The 18,814-nt window shown below is 34.9% G+C and carries 20 protein-coding genes; 10 read left to right on the top strand and 10 right to left on the bottom strand.

The features are described from left to right. Window positions 1-74 precede the first annotated feature (74 nt). The 8 genes from CJF12_RS18490 to CJF12_RS18455 form a co-directional block, all read right to left on the bottom strand. Window positions 75-1,256: an aspartate aminotransferase family protein gene (locus tag CJF12_RS18490; protein ID WP_394336993.1), complete on the bottom strand. Its 1,182-nt coding sequence runs from the start codon at window positions 1,254-1,256 to the stop codon at window positions 75-77. Window positions 1,257-1,363: 107 nt separating this feature from the next. Next, on the bottom strand, window positions 1,364-3,106 hold the full coding sequence (locus tag CJF12_RS18485) for an OstA-like protein (RefSeq protein ID WP_034683943.1): 1,743 nt from the start codon (window positions 3,104-3,106) through the stop codon (window positions 1,364-1,366). A gap of 3 nt (window positions 3,107-3,109) precedes the next feature. Next, entirely contained in the window at window positions 3,110-3,583 is a 474-nt protein-coding gene (locus CJF12_RS18480; protein ID WP_034683942.1) for a Fur family transcriptional regulator, read from the bottom strand. Window positions 3,584-3,648: 65 nt separating this feature from the next. After that, a complete protein-coding gene (locus tag CJF12_RS18475; protein WP_034683940.1) occupies window positions 3,649-5,640 on the bottom strand; it encodes a KUP/HAK/KT family potassium transporter in 1,992 nt (663 codons plus the stop codon). 103 nt (window positions 5,641-5,743) lie between these two features. Further along, a complete protein-coding gene (locus CJF12_RS18470; protein ID WP_034683938.1) occupies window positions 5,744-6,727 on the bottom strand; it encodes a pyruvate dehydrogenase complex E1 component subunit beta in 984 nt (327 codons plus the stop codon). Between the two features lie 112 nt (window positions 6,728-6,839). Next, entirely contained in the window at window positions 6,840-7,259 is a 420-nt protein-coding gene (locus CJF12_RS18465; RefSeq protein WP_034683937.1) for a DUF2147 domain-containing protein, read from the bottom strand. Window positions 7,260-7,410: 151 nt separating this feature from the next. After that, the gene (locus CJF12_RS18460) at window positions 7,411-9,339 is read right to left on the bottom strand and encodes an LTA synthase family protein (protein WP_034683935.1); all 1,929 of its coding nucleotides are present in this window, start codon (window positions 9,337-9,339) and stop codon (window positions 7,411-7,413) included. Between the two features lie 222 nt (window positions 9,340-9,561). Beyond that, entirely contained in the window at window positions 9,562-11,190 is a 1,629-nt protein-coding gene (locus CJF12_RS18455; protein WP_034683961.1) for an ArnT family glycosyltransferase, read from the bottom strand. 66 nt (window positions 11,191-11,256) lie between these two features. On the opposite strand from CJF12_RS18455, the gene CJF12_RS20430 reads away from it, so the two are divergent. The 8 genes from CJF12_RS20430 to CJF12_RS18420 all read left to right on the top strand — a co-directional run bounded on the left by CJF12_RS20430 (window position 11,257) and on the right by CJF12_RS18420 (window position 16,194). Continuing rightward, window positions 11,257-11,724, top strand: coding sequence for a glycosyltransferase family 2 protein (locus tag CJF12_RS20430; protein WP_316930825.1), 468 nt, complete (start codon window positions 11,257-11,259; stop codon window positions 11,722-11,724). Beyond that, the gene (locus CJF12_RS20425) at window positions 11,721-12,209 is read left to right on the top strand and encodes a hypothetical protein (protein ID WP_316930824.1); all 489 of its coding nucleotides are present in this window, start codon (window positions 11,721-11,723) and stop codon (window positions 12,207-12,209) included. The genes CJF12_RS20430 and CJF12_RS20425 overlap by 4 nt, the downstream gene beginning before the upstream one ends. Then, window positions 12,190-13,053: a lysylphosphatidylglycerol synthase transmembrane domain-containing protein gene (locus tag CJF12_RS18445; RefSeq protein WP_051887256.1), complete on the top strand. Its 864-nt coding sequence runs from the start codon at window positions 12,190-12,192 to the stop codon at window positions 13,051-13,053. The genes CJF12_RS20425 and CJF12_RS18445 overlap by 20 nt, the downstream gene beginning before the upstream one ends. Window position 13,054: 1 nt before the next feature. Next, a complete protein-coding gene (locus tag CJF12_RS18440) occupies window positions 13,055-13,753 on the top strand; it encodes a CDP-alcohol phosphatidyltransferase family protein (RefSeq protein ID WP_034683933.1) in 699 nt (232 codons plus the stop codon). Between the two features lie 99 nt (window positions 13,754-13,852). Next, window positions 13,853-14,617 (top strand): 3'-5' exonuclease, encoded by a 765-nt coding sequence (locus CJF12_RS18435; protein WP_034683932.1) that lies wholly within the window; start codon window positions 13,853-13,855, stop codon window positions 14,615-14,617. 3 nt (window positions 14,618-14,620) lie between these two features. Beyond that, the gene (locus CJF12_RS18430) at window positions 14,621-15,019 is read left to right on the top strand and encodes a putative signal transducing protein (protein WP_034683931.1); all 399 of its coding nucleotides are present in this window, start codon (window positions 14,621-14,623) and stop codon (window positions 15,017-15,019) included. 72 nt (window positions 15,020-15,091) lie between these two features. After that, window positions 15,092-15,697 (top strand): fumarylacetoacetate hydrolase family protein, encoded by a 606-nt coding sequence (locus CJF12_RS18425; RefSeq protein ID WP_034683930.1) that lies wholly within the window; start codon window positions 15,092-15,094, stop codon window positions 15,695-15,697. 59 nt (window positions 15,698-15,756) lie between these two features. Beyond that, window positions 15,757-16,194, top strand: a complete 438-nt coding sequence (locus CJF12_RS18420) for a universal stress protein (RefSeq protein WP_034683927.1) — start codon at window positions 15,757-15,759, stop codon at window positions 16,192-16,194. Window positions 16,195-16,276: 82 nt separating this feature from the next. On the opposite strand, the gene CJF12_RS18415 is transcribed toward CJF12_RS18420, so the two are convergent. After that, the gene (locus tag CJF12_RS18415; protein ID WP_034683925.1) at window positions 16,277-16,510 is read right to left on the bottom strand and encodes a DUF6341 family protein; all 234 of its coding nucleotides are present in this window, start codon (window positions 16,508-16,510) and stop codon (window positions 16,277-16,279) included. Between the two features lie 42 nt (window positions 16,511-16,552). Between CJF12_RS18415 and CJF12_RS18410 the strand changes: the two genes are divergently transcribed. Both CJF12_RS18410 and CJF12_RS18405 read left to right on the top strand, forming a co-directional pair. Beyond that, window positions 16,553-17,458: a DUF6427 family protein gene (locus CJF12_RS18410; RefSeq protein ID WP_034683923.1), complete on the top strand. Its 906-nt coding sequence runs from the start codon at window positions 16,553-16,555 to the stop codon at window positions 17,456-17,458. Window positions 17,459-17,465: 7 nt separating this feature from the next. Beyond that, window positions 17,466-18,050 carry a DUF3109 family protein gene (locus CJF12_RS18405; RefSeq protein ID WP_034683922.1) on the top strand — a complete coding sequence of 195 codons (585 nt, stop codon included), beginning with the start codon at window positions 17,466-17,468 and terminating at the stop codon, window positions 18,048-18,050. A gap of 58 nt (window positions 18,051-18,108) precedes the next feature. Here CJF12_RS18405 and CJF12_RS18400 read toward each other — a convergent pair whose 3' ends face one another. Continuing rightward, window positions 18,109-18,792 carry a hypothetical protein gene (locus CJF12_RS18400; protein ID WP_034683919.1) on the bottom strand — a complete coding sequence of 228 codons (684 nt, stop codon included), beginning with the start codon at window positions 18,790-18,792 and terminating at the stop codon, window positions 18,109-18,111. Window positions 18,793-18,814: the final 22 nt, after the last annotated feature.

The raw sequence follows: 18,814 nt of genomic DNA, 5'->3' as shown, positions 1-18,814 counted from the left end.
TCCAGCATAATTTTAAAGGAAAATATTTAATGCAAAGCATAAAAAAATCTCTTCTGATCAGAAGAGATTTTTTATTAGTTTTCATTCAGTACCTCTAGAATAATCTGACATCCTTGTCTGATCTCGTCGGCAGATATTGTTAACGGAGGAGAAATCCTCAAGTATTCGTTTCTATACAATTGCCAAAATACAACAAGCCCTTTTTCCATACATTTTTTAGCTACATTCAACGTGTATTCCGGGCTTCCTAAATTCACAGCCAGCATCAATCCTCGTCCATTGACATTCCTGATCTTAGGGTGCACTAAGAGCTCTCTAAAGAGCTTTTCTTTCTCATCCACCTGATCCATCAACCCGCTTTCCAATACCTCTTTCAATGTTGCATGGCTGGCAGCGGCAATAAGAGGATTGCCTCCAAAAGTGGTAATATGCCCTAGTTTAGGTGAATGGGATAAAGAATCCATTATTTTTCTGGAACTCATAAAAGCACCTACCGGAACACCTCCGCCCATTCCTTTTCCCATGACCAGAATATCCGGAACTATCCCGTAATGTTCAAATGAAAATAATTTTCCCGTTCTTCCAAATCCGGGCTGAATTTCATCTAAAATCAGCAGAGCTCCTACTTCTTCACATCTCGTTTTTAGTTTCTTCAGATAATCATTCTCCGGTACCAAAAAACCGGCTGCCCCCTGGATGGTTTCCAGAATAACACAAGCTGTTTTTTCTGTGATTTTAGCCAGGTCTTTTTCATCATTGAATTCTATGAAAGAGATCATGGGTAAAAGAGGACGAAATTCCCTCTTATGGTATTCATTTCCGGAAACACTTAATGCTCCGTGTGTGTTCCCATGGTAAGAATTTTTAAAAGAAATAATTTCCTCTCTTCCTGTATATCTTTTAGCCAGCTTCAGACTTCCATCTATGGCCTCTGCCCCACTGTTGACCAAATAAGTAATTTCCAACGGATCAGGGGTAGCTTCTGCTAAAAGCTTACATAAAGCAACCGGCTTATCCTGTGCATACTCTCCATATACCATAACATGAAGATACTTATCTGCCTGCTCTTTAATTGCGTTAACTACCTTAGGATGCGAATGCCCCAGGGTATTTGCGGAAACTCCGGCGACAAAATCAAGGTATTTTTTTCCATCCGTTCCGAAAATATAACTTCCTTCCGCTTTTTCCACTTCAAATCCCGCCGCAAACTGAGTAGTCTGTGCCTGATAGGTAAAGAAATCCTTTTGCAATTCCATGTCAATAAAAATTTTAGCAAAGCTAAAAAACATTCATTAAATGCCGAAATTAATGAGACATAAAAAAGACCAACTTCGCAGTTGGTCTTATCTTATTTTATATTCAATTATTTTCTTGTCCGCTTTGGCTTTTTAGCTTCTTCTTTTGCTTTTTCCTTTTCAACAGCTTCTTTGGCTGAGTCATAAAGCTTAGTATCGGATTCATATTTTATTTCCTCATATCCAGGGCTGTCCACCAATATATCCTGCCATTTCCTGATCCGGTCTTTGGTGTTCCAGTTAAAATCAGGAAATTTCCTTTTGGATGGCTCTATTTTACTCATAGGATAGGTATCTGAAATAGCTCCAATATTACAGGAAACAATCTGAAGAACTCTGCTTTCAAATAGGGCATCTATAATCCCACATGTAGTAAGGGTAATCCCGATTCTTTCATTTTCTTTGGTCTTTTCATTAAAGTCATCAGCATAGCTGATAGCTTGAGCGTTTCCTATCACCTTCGTCTCTTTAATATCATTCTTCTCATAGTAAACGGTCATCAATTTCCCTTTCACCTGATTGAATTCATCCTTAAGATTTAAAGAATCTACTTTACTGATCGCAAAAGCATTTCCTATAACTTTTAAAGAGTCTATATCTTCAGTTTTTGTATTGAAGTAAGCTTCTATCTTATCGCCGGTAACCTGCTTTTCTCCACTCCATAGGATAGGTTCTGTATACATATGCATGATTCCGTCTGTCTCATTGAAAGCGATGGAATCTGCTCTTCCCTGAGCGTTGGATTTATAAAACCTTCCTTTTCTGAAAGCTCTCAAAAAACTCTTCTTAGCTGTTGCATCATTCTCATCAGGTTTCTGAAAAGAAATAATTTTATCAGCAGCAAAATACATGGAATCTTTCTCAAGAATTTTTACAGCATAAGGATTTTTAGTCATCATGGAAGAGTCTTTCTTTTCAAAAATTTCTCCATACCCTCCTTTGATGTATCTTTTTTCCTTAGGATCATCTAATGTTACATTTCCGGTTGCCGTTCCAAAACCTGTGAGCTGATTAAAGTACATATCATCCCCGGTAAGAATTTTATCATTATAATGTATTCTTGAGTTTTTATTAAGAAAAGCCTCCTTGGAATTCATCTTGTATGTACCTCTTTCGGTATATACATAATTCTTAGGATGGGCCCGATTCGTAATGGTAGTCGGGCCGAAAAATTCGGCAACTTTGGTATTTTGATTTTGTTTGATATTAGGTCCCTCAACGATATAGTCAGGAGTATCAATCTTTACGTTCCCTACAAAGTCGATCATTTTAGTATCCAGAAAATAGGTAGCCGTCTTCGTGTACATTACATTCTGACCGTCTGATATTGTTCCTCCGGTATTAAAATAAGCAAGATTAGAAAGCTTATCATAGTACATGATATCTGTTCTTATCGTCTGTTTAGGATCTGTAAGCACTACATTCTTTCTGGCAACCCCTTTTTGGGTATTCCCGTCGTACTCCATTTCCCCTGCAGTAATCACTGAACCATCTGTATTCTGGAGCCTGGTATTCCCAATAGCCTTCACAAAATTTTCTTCGCTATAAAGTACAACTTCATCAGCTGTAAGAATAGAACCCTGGTTTTCAATTTTTACGTTTCCCTGTAGGTATTGGTTCCCATCATATTTTGCCGGATCTTTTTTTACAAAATCGGCATGAATGATTTTAACTTTATCTTCAGGGCGCACTTGTTGGGGCGGATTTTTTACCGGAACCTGTAAATATGGATCCCTTTGCGCAGGTTTTTGTTGTCCTTGCGCAAAAGTAAAAGAGGAAGCAAAAAGTAATAGAAAAAGAATCAGTCTCATTGATTAGTCATTCTTAACGCCATAAAAATATAGCGAATGAGAATCAATCTTTACGCCAAAAGCTTCTTCAATTGCTTCTTTGATCCCTTGAATTCTAGGATCACAAAATTCTATGATCTCTTCGATCTCTTTGTCTGAATCTTTTTTATAAATCACAAGGTGATCATGTTGTTTATCGAAATATGACTTTTCATAAGATGAAGAAGTCAATGTTTTTTCTCCAAATTGGTGTTTACGGATCAATCCAGCATCGAGGAAGATCTCAATAGTATTATAAATCGTTGCTTTAGAAACATGATATTTCTTTTGCATCATGAGAAGATAGAGATCATCCACATTGAAGTGATGATCCATATTATAGATCTCTTCCAATATGGTGTATCTCTCAGGAGTGTTTCTGAAACCCTTTTCCAATAAGTAGTTTCTCAAAACATCTTTGATTAAAGCTATATTCTTTTCTTTTTGTACAGTATCCATTAAAAAAATTATATACAAATTTATTAATTTTTATTTAAATAGATAGTATGCTTGTTTACTGAAACTTAGAAGTTATGCCGTAAGAAACCTGCCTGTTCTATTTTCTTATCATATAAAGTCTCTTCAGTAATTGGCGCTGATTCCACCACCACGTTATGCGAAGTAACTCCCCAGGCTTTAAAATCATCACTTCCGATATACTTCACAAAGTTGTAAATATTAAGGGTGATCTTTTGTTTCACCGTTAAAAGTATATCGTTGATATATGTATTATCTATAATGACATACTTTAAATCAGGAGGTATATTGTGGGCTCTGAGCGACGGATGACTGCTTCTTGAAGGTATCGTTCCATCTGCCATCAGGTCTTTTAAAACCATATTGAAATAGTCATTGATTCTACGGTCTACCTTAAATCCTAAAAGGAAGTTGACTTTGAAAACTGTTCCCGGTAAGATCTCATCTACCGTATATTTAAAAGTATAGGGATCTTCCTGGTTCACAATACTTAAAATAAAATAGTGATCCGCTCTCTTCGGCTGCTTTTTAATAATCGAATAAATGATCTTTGATTCTACCTCGTCATTCCTTTTCGCTCTGCTCAGATAAGCAAGATTGGTTGCATATTTAGGAATGGTTTCGTCCAGTTTCATGTCTTTAATAATCGACACATATTTATCAATCTTTACATACTGGATAAAGTTGGCTTTTATCAATCTACCGTTATACCATGCGTACATACATACTGCGATAAAGCCTCCTAATACCATTGTTAACCATCCTCCATCAACAAATTTGATAACATTCGCATAGAAGAATCCTGATTCAAGGAAAAGATAAACAACAGCAAAACCAATGATAAAGATTTTATTTACTCTTGTTCTGCTTAACCAGAAAAGTAATAAGATGGTGGTCATTAACATGGTTATGGTAATCGTTAAACCATAGGCTGCTTCCATCCTTTCGGACTTCTGGAAGAATACAACCACAACAAAACAGAAAGCCATTAACCCCCAGTTCACCCCCGGAATATACATTTGTCCTTTGATCCCTGAAGGGTATTCAATATGCTGATTAGGCCAGAATGAAATAGACATCGCCTCCGAGAACATAGTAAACGATCCTGTAATTACCGCCTGGCTGGCAATAATTGCAGCGGCTGTTGCCAAAATAACACCTGGTAATACAGCCCATTGAGGCATAATTCCAAAGAAAGGATTCACTCCGTTGAACACTTCATGATAGTTATCCAATAACCACGCTCCCTGTCCAAGGTAATTAAGAATAAGCATTACTTTAACAAAAACCCAGCTTACTCTGATATTTTTAGCTCCACAATGCCCCAGGTCTGAATACAATGCTTCAGCACCGGTTGTACACAGGAATACAGCTCCCATAATAACAATGGCACTCGATGAATGGGTAATCAGATTATAGGCATATATCGGATTGAATGCTCTTATGATTTCAACATGATCAAAGATATGAACAGATCCAAAAATTCCTAAGGCCAGGAACCATGTAACCATCACTGGTCCGAAAAACTTACCAATAGAAGCGGTTCCAAATTGTTGCACAACAAAGATTACAAAGAGAATAATCAGCGTAATCAGTACGACAGGAGTTTCAGGATTGTATATTTTAAGCCCTTCAATAGCAGACATTACCGTTAAGGAAGGCGTAATTACACTATCTGCCACAAGCGTTGAGGCTCCGATAATGGCGACCACATAGAGCCATTTTTTCTTAAGTTTCTTTACTAGTGAATAAAGGGCTAAAATTCCCCCTTCACCTTTATTATCTGCCCTTAAGGCGATAATAACATATTTTATTGTTGTCTGAAGAGTTAACGTCCAGATAATACACGAAAGCGCACCTTCGATATATTCATCAAATGGCATCGCTGCACCATCTTTTCGGGCATTCACGATTGCCTTCATTACGTAAAGCGGTGATGTTCCGATGTCCCCGAAAACGATTCCAAGAGAGACAATAACTCCTACAAATGAAAGCTTTTTCAGGTCAAAATGATGACCGCCCTCTGTAACTTCTGCCATATCAGCTAATTTTAAAAGCGCAAATCTACACTAAATTTATGACCTCAAGAACTTTTCTTCATGAATATAATAAATGAAAAAACTTCCTTTCGGAAGTTTTTCTCTATGATTTAATATACATCGCATTTTTAATTTCCTCTTTCACTTTTTCAAGTTTAGGGAACCAATCTGCAAATAAAGCTGCTGAATATGGAGCAGGTGCATCAGGAGTAGTAACTCTCTTGATAGGTGCATCCAGATAATCAAATGCTTTTTGCTGTACCATATATGCAATTTCAGAAGAAATAGAGGCAAATGGCCATGCTTCTTCTAAAATAACCAATCTGTTTGTTTTCTTTACAGAAGTTAAAATCGCATCATAATCCAATGGACGAACTGTTCTAAGGTCGATTACTTCTACAGAGATTCCTTCTTTAGCCAAATCTTCTGCAGCCTGAATAGCCACTTTCATGATTTTTCCAAAAGAAACCAAAGTCACATCTGTACCTTCTTTTTTGATATCAGCTTTTCCGATTGGTAAGTAATATTCTTCTTCAGGAATTTCCATTTTATCTCCATACATCTGTTCAGACTCCATGAAGATAACCGGGTCATTATCCTGAATTGCTGTTTTTAATAATCCTTTCGCATCGTAAGGGTTTGAAGGAACCACTACTTTAAGACCTGGACAGTTGGCATACCAGCTTTCAAAAGCCTGAGAGTGGGTAGCTCCTAATTGACCTGCAGAAGCAGTAGGACCACGGAAAACAATTGGACAGTTCCATTGTCCTCCACTCATCTGACGGATTTTAGCCGCGTTATTAATAATCTGGTCAATCCCTACTAAAGAGAAATTGAATGTCATAAATTCTACAATGGGTCTGTTCCCATTCATTGCAGCACCTACCGAAATTCCGGTAAAACCTAATTCTGCAATTGGTGTATCGATTATTCTTTTAGGACCAAATTCATCCAGCATTCCTTTTGAAGCCTTATACGCACCGTTGTATTCTGCAACTTCCTCTCCCATTAAATAAATGGATTCGTCTTTACGCATTTCCTCACTCATTGCTTGTGCAATTACCTCACGAAAAGTATATTCTGCCATATTTTTTTGAAAAATTTAGACTACAAAAATAGTGTTTTTTTATTATACACATAATAAAAACGACATCTCATTTAAATGAAATGCCGTTATTTAATTTTTTATTTAAATCTGATTAGTTTACTTTCTGCCAGATCTGCGTTCTTCCAAGCAAAGATAAACCTACATATCCTCTTACATTTAATTGATCTCCGGATCTTGTAATCGTACATTTGTATGTTTTCCCTGTTTTAGGATCTGTAATTGTTCCTCCAGTGTATTCATCTCCATCTTTCTTCAATCCTCTGATAATCTCCATTCCTAAAATAGGCTTTCCTTTTCTATCATCCTTACATGAAGTACAATTAGGATCTGCCGGCTTTATAAGTAATTGTGACACTTTTCCATAATACAGGCCATCACTCTTTTTATAAATTTCTACAATAGACTTTGCTTGTTTTGTTTCATCATCTATTGTCTTCCACTTGCCTTCTACCTGTGCAAAAGACATTACACTTACTATTGAAAGCGCTACGGTAAATAATAATTTTCTCATATTCTTGTTAATTTATTTCTGATACAATATTTTCGTTCGTTATTCATTGCTAAAAATATAAATTAATTTTAAACAAACAAAAATATTTATTATCCTAGGCATATATAACAAGACGCATACCAATTTTAAAAATTAAACACTTGTTGAAATGCTAGTTCAGTTTTCGGTTTATCACTCTGTCCATATAATCCTGATACCACGCTTTCGCCATCAGTTTTCCTTTTTCGGTTTCTGGTGTCTTTATATGGTCCACTAAGTTTTTTTCTAGTCCCAGATCACCCTTATCATAGATTCCCACTACATTTTTTCCATCAAAACGATAAATATAATTCCCCATAATGAATTGCTCCATTCCGCCATCTGAATTGGCAATGATGGAAGGATATTTTTTATCACTCACCAGACTCCTTCCCCAACTTCTGATTTTTTTATTGTAGCCTATCAAATCTGCCAATGTAGGATAAATATCAATTTGCTGTGCCTCTTCCAGGTTAATTCCTTTTAAATGGTACTCCGGATTGGGTGAATATAAGAGAATGGGAACAGCAAAACGGTTCATACTCTTTTCATATTCAGGATAATAAACTTCATTGGTATGATCCCCTGTAAAAACAAAAATAGTATTATTGTACCAAGGCTGCTTTTTAGCTGTTTCAAAATACTTTTTAATCGAATAATCAGTATATTGAATAGGTTCATGCATCTGATTTTTTCCTTTCTTAAATTTCCCCTGATACTTCTCAGGAATTTTAAAAGGATGATGGGATGAAGCAGTAAAAACAGTTGCCATAAAAGGCTGGGTTTTTCCTACATTCTTTGCAAAATATTGTAAAAATGGCTCATCCCATATAGACCATATCCCGTCAAAATCTTCATCGTGATTGTATTCAGTCTTCCCAAAATAATGCTTGAATCCAAGAATATTTCCAAAACCTAAGAATCCCATGGATCCGTTAGGAGCTCCGTGATAGAATGATGTATCATATCCCAGTTCATTACAAACAGACACGATAGATTGTATTTTCTGATTGGAGTAGGGAGAGTTTGTAAAGGCATCGGTAAGGCTTGGAATGCCTGCAAGAACACTGCTCATGCCATGAATAGATTGTCTTCCGTTAGCAAAAGTATTAGGAAAAATAAGACTTTTATTAGCCAAACTATCAATAAACGGTGTATAAGAAACGTAATCTTTTATGTTTTTATCTTTATTAAAAGCTCCTGAATACTCTCTACTGAAAGATTCAACAATAAAAATAACAATATTGGGACGCTGAGCTACCTTCCTGTCATAGGTTTTATAGGGCTGAATATTATCGTTGATAAATTTTTCATCGACATAGTGTACCTCTTTGAAGTTATTGGTTCCCAACGTTCTGAAAAATGAAAAAGTACTGTTCAAAACCAGATTTCCCTGACATGGTATTTTAGCAAAACGATTGGCATCTACCAGATTGATTGGTCTTGTACTGTGTTTAAAGTCACCCCGGATACCTCCGACTACTAAAACAGCAACAACGCAAAGACAAAGAATTGACCATGTGAAATAAGGAATCAGTTTCACAGGTTTATGCTCTGTAACCTTCACTTTTTTATAAAGAAAAACCCACAATGCCATCAAAAGAACAAACCATAAAAGAACGAATGGATTCTGTATGATAGCTGCAGTAAATACTTTACCTATATTGGTCTCATGCTCAGCTACCTGGAATGCGGCAGAGGTAAGTCTTGTTTGTGCAAATTTAAAATATACAAAATCACCAAAATTCATTGCATAGGCAATTCCATTGGTGATAAAATACAGCCAGAACAACATTTTCTGGTATCCTTTTTGGGTATTGATAACAATAGGGATAAGGCTCAACAGGATAAACAAAGAGTTAACGTATAAAATCGCAGTTGTATCAAAAGCAATTCCATGAAATGACAGATTAAAATAATCTGCAACAGACCCTACCTTTATCGCCTCTTTATTAAAATACCAGAATAGAAACCTGGCAATTTGATAGAAAACATATGCTAAAAAGATCCTATACATCAATGCCAGAACTTCCTGCTTTCTAAATTCCTTAAAAAATTTCATCCGCCAAATTTACAGCAAATTCACATTAAATAAACATTAAGTTATTTTTTAGTTAATAATATTTAAAAAATATTATTGTGACAACATTAAAAATAATGTGCTCATACACTGACATATGGCGTCTGTTCATGCTTTTTTAGGTTATAGACTATACTCAATAATCATGCATATTTTATAATCTTATCCATGATTTCGAAAGCATGAATACAACAGATCTGGAATTTAATTTAAAACTTCAACCAGAAAAATACTCTCGTATTGTTTCGGACGGGTTTTAGGATCTAAAAACTTTAATGAAAGTCTTGTGATTCTGAAATGATTCTCCCGGTCTATAATTTTATATTCCTTTTTTAGATTTTTTAAATCTTCATCATAAATAACCAGATAATCTCCTTTTTTCAACGTATCCTCCTCAGTTCTCGGTGTATTTCGACGTGTATAAAAATCAAAAGCCCAGGGCTCATAGCCTTTAAGCATAAAAATTTTATCTTTCTCGACCTGATTATCGTTAACAAACTCAGCCAGCCTAAGACTTCCCTGATATTGTGTAAGAATCGGATAAAACTGAGTATTAAGGTAGACATTAAGTGCTATTGCAAATAATAACGATACAAAAACATATTTTTTAAAAATATTTTCTTTTCTGAAAATCTTAATGACCAAGTAAATAAAAATAGGAATACATACGACATACAAAATGATATCTGTGATTCCAATAAAGTAATATGTTATTAAGCCGGCACCTAATATACCTGCAAAAATGACGACCAATTGAATGATATATAAAATCCTTATTTTTTTGATCTCATCCTTTTTAAACAGTTCAAACAAATAAGCAGCCGTAAAAATTGAAAGTACCCCGATCAATCCATTTAAGTAATGTGGGAGCTTGAATTTTGAGATCGAAAAAACAAGTATGATCAGCCAAAAACCACCTAAAGTTAAAAACTCTACCCCCTCTTTTCTTTTGAATTTATTTTTAACAAAAAAAGCGGTCTTTTCAAATACGCCTAAATAAAAAGCAAGAGAAAATGGCAAAAATGCCCATAATAAAGTATGAAAAAAGAAAAGATAATCAGGACTTGTCTCTTCAAATCCATTGGCGGTAAGCCGGTCAACACTTTGATTGAATAAAATAAACTGAATCCCTTTTTCACCGAATTGATTATAATACGCATACAGAATCGGTAAAATACCTACCATAAAGCTTATCGCAGCAATAATAATTTTGACATTAAAAAACTTCTTCCATTCTCTTGAGTACAACAGATAAGCAAAAACACAAAACCCAATAATGACAAGAGCTATTAACCCCTTCGAAGAAAACGCAAAAGCAGCTCCCAGACCGGCAAGTATTACACTTGAAACATTCTGATTTCTAATAAATCTTACAAACTGCCAAATCGAAAAAATAACAAACCCCGTTAAAACAGCATCTGTTCTCACATCATGTGCCGATAGAATGATGGTTTGTGCCGATAAAAAAATTAAAGAGGCTACATAGCTTGTATTTTCGTTCCCATAAAGTAAATCTGCTAATTTTTTCGTTGAAAAAGCAGCTAACGCCAAGCTTAGCAGAGCGGGAATTCTGTAAGCAATATGATTAATACCAAAAAACTTCATTGAAAGAGCAGCGAGCCAAAAATGCATATGGGGTTTATCCAGATATGGATTTTCGCCTTTATAAATATTGAAAAAATCATCATTCAAAGCCATTCTCATTGCCATAGATGCATGTTGGGCAGAATCATTTTCCATAAGCTCTATAAACAGACCTGAAATATAAACTAATGAAAAGCCAATATACAGAAATACAATTTGGCTCTGGGATAGTAGTCGATTTTGGTTCATCTTAAATTTGTTTTTTAGTATTTTTGCAGGAGTCTGCAACACAAATTTAACAAATCAGAACTATTGATGAAAAACAATATATTTTATTCTCTGGTTATTCCCATGTATAATGAAGAGGGAAATGCCGGATTGCTTATAGATCGTGTCCATGAAGTAATGAGTCATTATAACTATGAGCTGATCCTTATCGATGATCATTCAAAGGATAAAACCGTCCAGGAAATTATGGAAAAAAATAACCCCCACGTTGTTTTGATTCAACTGAAGAAAAACTATGGCCAAAGCTCAGCAATGATGGCCGGTTTTGACTACGCGTCAGGTGATTACATCATTACACTCGACGGAGATCTTCAAAATGATCCCAGTGACATTCCGGCAATGGTCGACATATTAGAAAGCGGTCCTTATGATCTTGTGGTAGGAAAACGCCAGAAAAGAAAAGACTCTTCCATTCGAACTATCCCATCAAGAATTGCCAATCTCATTATAAAAAAACTACTAAACTTAATATTTCGGATCAGGGCTGTGCCTTGAAGGTTTTTACCAATGAAACAGCCAAGGACCTGAATTTATATGGAGAAAACCATCGCTTTATCAGCTTGATGGCCCATTTAAATGGTGCTCATATTGCAGAAATGCCTGTAAAACATCATGCAAGACAATTCGGGGTTTCGAAATATGGAATGAACAGAACTTTTAAAGTTATCAATGATTTGCTTCTGGTTCTGTTTAATCAAAAATATTTATCAAAGCCTATTTACCTTTTCGGAAATATCGGTTTGATTACTTTTTCAGTCGGAGTATTGATCAACATCTATCTTTTGATTTTTAAATTAATGGGACACGATATAGGAGGAAGACCTTTATTAATTTTAGGTGTACTTTTGATTTTTATAGGCATTCAGTTTTTCACTACGGGAATCATTATCGATATGCTGATGAAAACATATTATGAATCCCAGAGTAAACGCCCTTTCAATATTAGAAAAATTATAAATTTTGGGGAAAATAAGTCTTAAAAGAATAGCCATTAATACAATAAAGATCTTGATCAGTATTGCTTTGTTGTATTTTATCTTTAAAAAGATACCATTCCGAAACGTTGCCAGGATCTGGTCTACGCTGAATGTTTTCTATTTGATTATAGCTGCTGTTTTCTTCTTGGCATCCCAAGTTTTATCAACCAAAAGACTGGAATTTTATTTGCAGGCCAATCATTTTAATTTAGACTTCAGAAGTAATCTGGAGCTTTATTTTTTAGGCATGTTCTACAACTTTTTTATTCCCGGCGGTATCGGTGGTGATGCATATAAGGTATATATTTTGAATAAAAAGTTTGGATGGAGTGCAAAAAAAATGACTTCAACGCTTTTTAATGACCGACTGAGTGGTTTATTAGCTATTTGTGTTTTGATCCTTTCTTTTTCAGCATTTCTGTTTGAAAAAAAATGGATTTTATTAATTTTGCCAATGATTGCTACTGGAATAGCATTCACTTTTATAATTACCAAAAAACTATTCCCTACGTACAAGAATATTTTTTTTAAAGCATTTTTATTTTCAATTGTAATTCAGACTTTACAGGTGATATGTTTTGTATTACTATTGAAGAGTTTAGGAGTTCATGATAACTTTATGATTTATATGATTACATTTCTGGGAAGCTCTGTTTTAAGTTTAATATCCTTTGCCGGAATTGGGGTAAGAGAAGCCCTCTTTTTTCAGGCTTCAAAATATTTTAATTTCGATGCCTCTATTTCCGTTTCTGCATCATTGCTTTTTACAGTAATTATAGCCTTTTTTTCATTTTTTGGAATTATATTTCAATTGAGAAAACTACATTTAAAACTTATGGAAAATTAATATGAATTTTATTAAAAACAACCTTGCCAATGCCTTAACCTTAGGAAATTTATTTTCAGGATGCGTCGGTGCAGTTCATCTTATTTTAGGCGATTATCAGACGACTGCCATCTGCCTTATTCTATCACTGGTTCTGGACTTTTTCGATGGGTTTGTAGCCCGGGCATTAAAGGCCAATTCCAATCTTGGAGTTCAGCTGGATTCGCTGGCAGATATGGTAAGCTTCGGGTTCCTGCCTGGACTCACCATGTTTGTAGCTCTTGCCGACAGCTCTTATCCGGATTTTCCATGGTACAGCTATTTGGGATTCCTGGTTACCTTATTCTCTTGTTTAAGGTTAGCTATATTCAACCTGGATGAAGACCAGAAATATTACTTCAAAGGATTGAATACCCCTTCCAATACTATTTTAATTTTTGGGCTGTATTATGCATTCAGAGAAACCCAAAGTTTTGAATTTTTATTCCGCAATACGGCTTTATTACTAGCACTAACAGTAATCCTTTCATGGTTGCTTGTTAGTCCTATTAAAATGATTGCTATGAAGTTCAAGTCGATGAAACTACAGGACAACTATCCAAAACTGGCTTTGTTAATAGGCGCCATTATTATTTTGATTATATTTAAAACTGTTGGTATTCCGATGGTTATACTCTATTATATTTTAATATCACTCTTATTTCAGAAACAACTTAAATAATTAGAAGTTAGATACAAGATGTTAGAAGTCAGATACAAAAAATAGGCATTTAACATCATTTCCAAATTATCAAATTAACTCTCTTTCAAATTAAAAAAAATGAATTTAAAATTATATAAACCACTTTGTGTTTTTGACCTGGAAACGACAGGGACTAATATCGGTAAAGATAGAATTGTAGAAATCTGCATTTTAAAAATAAACCCGGATGCTTCAAGAGAAAGCAAAACATGGCGTATTAATCCGGAAATGCCTATTCCTTTAGAATCGAGCCAGATTCATGGAATATACGATGAAGATATCAAAGATGCTCCTACTTTCAAATCAATAGCTCCTAAAGTAATGGAAATGATTGCAGGTTCGGATTTGGGAGGTTTTAATTCCAACCGCTTTGATGTTCCTCTTTTAGCTGAAGAATTATTGCGTGCAGAAATTGATTTTGATTTAAGCAAATTCAAATTGGTCGATGCTCAGACCATCTTTCATAAAAAAGAACCCCGAAATCTGGGGGCCGCTTACCAGTTCTATTGTGGCAAAACTCTGGAGAATGCCCATTCTGCAGAAGCTGATGTAATGGCTACTTTTGAAGTACTTGATGCTCAGGTAGGAAAATATGAAGATGTTCCGAACGAAATTGCCGCATTAAGTGAGTTTACATTTCACAATAAACATGCAGATTTAGCAGGCTTTATTGGCTTTAATGATAAAATGGAAGAAGTTTTTAACTTTGGAAAGTATAAAGGACAGGGAGTAAAGGCTGTTTTTCAAAAAGATCTTGGATATTTTGGCTGGTTACAGAATGCTGATTTTCCATTATACACTAAAAAGATTTTTACAAAAATTCAACTATCCAGTAAATTTTAAAAAATGTCAGATTTAGTTAAGTTTAAATTTTACGAAACCGCTCTTGAAGCTAACAGGGACAAACAGATCCTGGCTGAAAGAGGTATCCAGAGTTTCATAGCCAATGAGCAGCTCATCCAATCGGACTGGCTTCTTTCTCAGGCTGTGGGCGGAATTCAGCTGCAGGTTTTTGAAGAGGATGTAGAAAAAGCAAAGCAAGCTTTGGAAGACTATAAAGAGAATGAAAAATATTCTCTGGAAGTAGAACATACCATCAAAGATCCTAAGTTTGATTTTGTATGTCCTAAATGTGGTTCTAACCACATTTACAGAGACGATAGTGCGACCAGTTTTTTCGGAATTTCACTATTAACAAGCCATACATTCGTTTGTTATTATTGTGAGAATGTATTTACGCATTAGAATTAAATAAGCTCATTTTAGAGGAGACATCATTAGCTTCGTGCCTCGCAATGACAATAAAAAGAAAAAAATATGAAAATTATCTGCATAGGAAGAAATTATAGTGAACATGCAAAAGAATTAGGCAATGAAATTCCTGAAAATCCGGTTATTTTCATGAAACCCGACACTGCGGTTTTGAAAGGAAATGATTTTTACATTCCGGAATTTTCCAATGATATTCATTATGAACTCGAGGTAGTGGTAAAGATTTCAAAAGGAGGAAAATATATCCAGAAAGAAGCTGCCCATAAACATTATGATGAAATCAGTTTAGGAATTGATTTTACGGCAAGGGATCTTCAAAGTCAGCTGAAGTCCAAAGGTTTACCCTGGGAGCTGGCAAAAGGTTTTGACGGGTCTGCCGTAGTCGGAAATTTCTTTAAAAAGGAAAATTACACCCTGGAAAACTTAGAATTTTCATTGTTAAAAAATAAAGAGGAAGTTCAGAAAGGAAATACCAAAGACATGATGTTCGGGTTTGATGATATCATTGCATTCGCTTCTCAATATTTCACTTTAAGAGTAGGAGATCTTATTTACACAGGAACTCCAAAAGGAGTAGGAAAAGTTGATGAAAATGATGTACTGGAAGCATTCCTTGAAGAAGAAAAAATTCTGGATATCCGAATATTATAAGTATTTAACAACGTATTTTGTATTTTTTTTACTATCTTTAGATAACAAAATTAAAGGTTATGATAAACATTATACTGCCCGTAGATTTTGGGGACAAAACGGAACAACTTGTAGACGGGGCCATTAAGTTTGCTAAAGAAGTAAACGGAAGAATCAACCTGATTCATGTTGCACCAACAGACATTGGCTTTGCCATCGGTGATATGGGGTTCCAATATTTTCCTGAAGTTGAAGAAAATGAAATCCGGGAAGAACTCGTACAACTTAATAAACTTGAACAGAGAATCGTTTCACACTATATCGAGTGCGAACATCTCTTAAAGCAAGGCATTGCTAAAGACATTATATTAGATTATGCCAGCTCAAAGAATGCCAACTATATCGTAATGGGTTCACACGGAAGAAGTGGAATTTATGATGTTTTTGTAGGAAGTCTTACAAAAAGCTTAACGAAAAGCTCTACCGTTCCGGTTTTGGTCATTCCGATTCACGAATAACAAAAATTAAATTTTAATCGTTAATATAAAAAAACCGATCAAATAAATTATTTGATCGGTTTTTTACTATATAACCAATTAATTAACCTTCTTTTTTGTAGATATTAGGATCATAGTAAGGATGCTTACCTTCCGTTGGAGAATAGTACTCTTTATCTTTATCACCTCCTAGTGTAACCACTAGAACATAACACCAATAAGTAAATAGTACGCAGCAAACGATAAATAGAATCCAGTTTAAAACATTTCCAAAGGAATCAAAGAAACCGAAAGACCATTTGAAAACTTTGCTTAAGAATAGAAAGAAAGACGTCATTATTTTCCTTTTTTAAATTAACTTTGTACAAATTTATAAAAAATGTTTAAATTACTTTCAAAAGAAAGCAATATTTTTTCAATTCCTGTTTATATTGGTTTTCTTCTTTTAATAGTAATAATATTTAACATACTGAATTTCAACACTTACGAAGCAATTGTTGCCGGAATTACATTTTTGGGAATCGCTTTGGGTTATTTCTGTTTTCATAGTATTGCACTTAATTATCAGACTCATCTCCCATTATTTTTATATTCATTCTTTATTTTTGGGCTTTATCCCGGAAATTTAGACATTGGAATTGCAGTTGCACTGCTTACCAATTCTTTTATTTTACTTTTACTTACCAGTGCCAATGAAGATACACGGAAAAGGTCTTATGTATTGGTGGGTTCGATTGTAGCATTAAATTTTATTTTTTTACCGACCACCTGGCCCATGGCAGTATTTGTAGTAATACACGTTGTCGCTACTTCAGAAAAGATAGGTTTAAATCTATTTAGATTTTTACTGGGAATTATTTTGATTGTATTCAGTTACTTCTCTGTCATGTTCTTTTTAGACTTTACCACCTGGAATCCGGATTATTTTCCATTTGGTAAAATGACCTTGATAAAAGATTACCAAAGCATTATTCCCCTTCTCCCAGTTGCACTCATGTTGATCTATTCAGTATATGACCATTTTAAAAATTATAACAAAAAGAGTCCGATAAGCAGATATAAATATACTTTTCTTCTGGTATTTTCCCTGGCGCAGCTGGTAACTACTATTCTTTATATGAATAATAATTACGAGTATTTATTGCTTTTGGCATTCCCTGCCAGTATTATACTCAGCAGGATGATGCGGTTTTTACCTAAATACTGGATGCAGGAAGCCGGCTTATGGCTGATTATTATTAGTTTGGTTACCTTTAAAGTAGGTACTTATTTTAATTTATTTTAAAAAGATTATGATTCAGATAGACGATAAATTAATTTCTGAGGAAATATTTTCCGAAGAGTTTGTTTGTAACCTTACGAAATGTAAGGGTGCATGTTGTGTGGAAGGCGATGTAGGGGCTCCATTAGATAAAAATGAGCTTGAGATTTTAGATAGTATTTTTGACAAGATAAAGCCCTATCTTACCCCAGAGGGTATCAAAGCTCTTGAAGAGCAGGGAACATGGACTACAGACCCTTCTGATGGAATGTACGTAACCCCTATGGTTGAAGATCGTGAATGTGCTTATGTAACGTTTGATGAGAAAGGTATTACGAAATGTGGAATTGAAAAAGCTTATGAAGACGGCGCCGTGGATTGGCAGAAACCTATTTCATGCCATCTTTACCCTATCCGTATTACAGAATATTCTGCCTTTACAGCGTTAAACTACCATGAATGGTCTGTGTGTAGTGATGCTTGTGCATTAGGAAAAGAGCTGCATGTTCCGGTATACAAATTCCTTAAAACGCCGCTGATCCGAAAGTATGGAGAAGAATTCTATACCGTTTTAAGCGAAGCAGCAGACGAATGGAAAAAAGAATATGGAAACTAAAAATAAAAAAGCCGCAGAAAATTCTGCGGCTTTTTTATGGTATAAATAAATGTAGTGCTTATTTAAAATCAGCTTCTGTTACTCCTGAATTAAGAACAATTTTAGTCGTTTTAATCAGAAGCTTCTGACCGTTTCCTTCTGCATCTATTTCACTTGGAAATTTCAATCCGTCTACAGTCATATAACTCTTTACAATGGCAGTTCCTTCTTTTGATTCTGTTTTGTATAACAATCCAGTACCTGCATCAAAAAAGTATTTTCCTTTGTCTGAAGATAATACATTATAATCCTTCCCATCAATTTTTTCAACAGTTACTGTCTGGAATGTAGCAGGATCATATCCTAATGCGTCCACTGGTCTTCCTTTTTTCAAATCAGCAATTTTATCTGCAGGAATATCCATTTTTTGTCCCATCTGATCAAACGTTCCCTTTTCACCATCGAAAAGCTGTGTCATCTGCTGACCCATTACAGTCTGAACCGATTTGAACTTATTTCCCATCTTTTTAGTGGTCATGGCAATTTCCATCCCTTGTACGGTAAGTGTATTATCGGTAATCGTTGTTTTAATAGCCTCTAATTTATCTTTTCCTCCAAGAGCCTTAAGATAATTATCAATTACTTCTTTAGGTGTTAGTTTCGATTTGGTTGCTTCCGTCTTAGCGGCAGCCGTTGTTTGCTGTGCTGCTACTGAAGTGGAAAAAAGCACCGCACAGAAAAATGGAATGATTATCTTTTTCATATATAAAATTTAATACGTAAAT

Origin of the sequence: Chryseobacterium piperi (assembly GCF_002285635.2) — a bacterium.
Taxonomy (GTDB): domain Bacteria; phylum Bacteroidota; class Bacteroidia; order Flavobacteriales; family Weeksellaceae; genus Chryseobacterium; species Chryseobacterium piperi.
Note: the sequence above shows the minus strand (reverse complement) of the source record. Positions and strands in the feature narration are given on the sequence as shown.

Bases quoted from the DNA above. Each gene is read 5' to 3' on its own strand.
- CJF12_RS18490 (WP_394336993.1), bottom strand. From the start codon at position 1,256: ATGGAATTGCAAAAGGATTTCTTTACCTATCAGGCACAGACTACTCAG.
- CJF12_RS18485 (WP_034683943.1), bottom strand. From the start codon at position 3,106: ATGAGACTGATTCTTTTTCTATTACTTTTTGCTTCCTCTTTTACTTTT.
- CJF12_RS18480 (WP_034683942.1), bottom strand. From the start codon at position 3,583: ATGGATACTGTACAAAAAGAAAAGAATATAGCTTTAATCAAAGATGTT.
- CJF12_RS18475 (WP_034683940.1), bottom strand. From the start codon at position 5,640: ATGGCAGAAGTTACAGAGGGCGGTCATCATTTTGACCTGAAAAAGCTT.
- CJF12_RS18470 (WP_034683938.1), bottom strand. From the start codon at position 6,727: ATGGCAGAATATACTTTTCGTGAGGTAATTGCACAAGCAATGAGTGAG.
- CJF12_RS18465 (WP_034683937.1), bottom strand. From the start codon at position 7,259: ATGAGAAAATTATTATTTACCGTAGCGCTTTCAATAGTAAGTGTAATG.
- CJF12_RS18460 (WP_034683935.1), bottom strand. From the start codon at position 9,339: ATGAAATTTTTTAAGGAATTTAGAAAGCAGGAAGTTCTGGCATTGATG.
- CJF12_RS18455 (WP_034683961.1), bottom strand. From the start codon at position 11,190: ATGAACCAAAATCGACTACTATCCCAGAGCCAAATTGTATTTCTGTAT.
- CJF12_RS20430 (WP_316930825.1), top strand. From the start codon at position 11,257: ATGAAAAACAATATATTTTATTCTCTGGTTATTCCCATGTATAATGAA.
- CJF12_RS18440 (WP_034683933.1), top strand. From the start codon at position 13,055: ATGAATTTTATTAAAAACAACCTTGCCAATGCCTTAACCTTAGGAAAT.
- CJF12_RS18435 (WP_034683932.1), top strand. From the start codon at position 13,853: ATGAATTTAAAATTATATAAACCACTTTGTGTTTTTGACCTGGAAACG.
- CJF12_RS18430 (WP_034683931.1), top strand. From the start codon at position 14,621: ATGTCAGATTTAGTTAAGTTTAAATTTTACGAAACCGCTCTTGAAGCT.
- CJF12_RS18425 (WP_034683930.1), top strand. From the start codon at position 15,092: ATGAAAATTATCTGCATAGGAAGAAATTATAGTGAACATGCAAAAGAA.
- CJF12_RS18420 (WP_034683927.1), top strand. From the start codon at position 15,757: ATGATAAACATTATACTGCCCGTAGATTTTGGGGACAAAACGGAACAA.
- CJF12_RS18415 (WP_034683925.1), bottom strand. From the start codon at position 16,510: ATGACGTCTTTCTTTCTATTCTTAAGCAAAGTTTTCAAATGGTCTTTC.
- CJF12_RS18410 (WP_034683923.1), top strand. From the start codon at position 16,553: ATGTTTAAATTACTTTCAAAAGAAAGCAATATTTTTTCAATTCCTGTT.
- CJF12_RS18405 (WP_034683922.1), top strand. From the start codon at position 17,466: ATGATTCAGATAGACGATAAATTAATTTCTGAGGAAATATTTTCCGAA.
- CJF12_RS18400 (WP_034683919.1), bottom strand. From the start codon at position 18,792: ATGAAAAAGATAATCATTCCATTTTTCTGTGCGGTGCTTTTTTCCACT.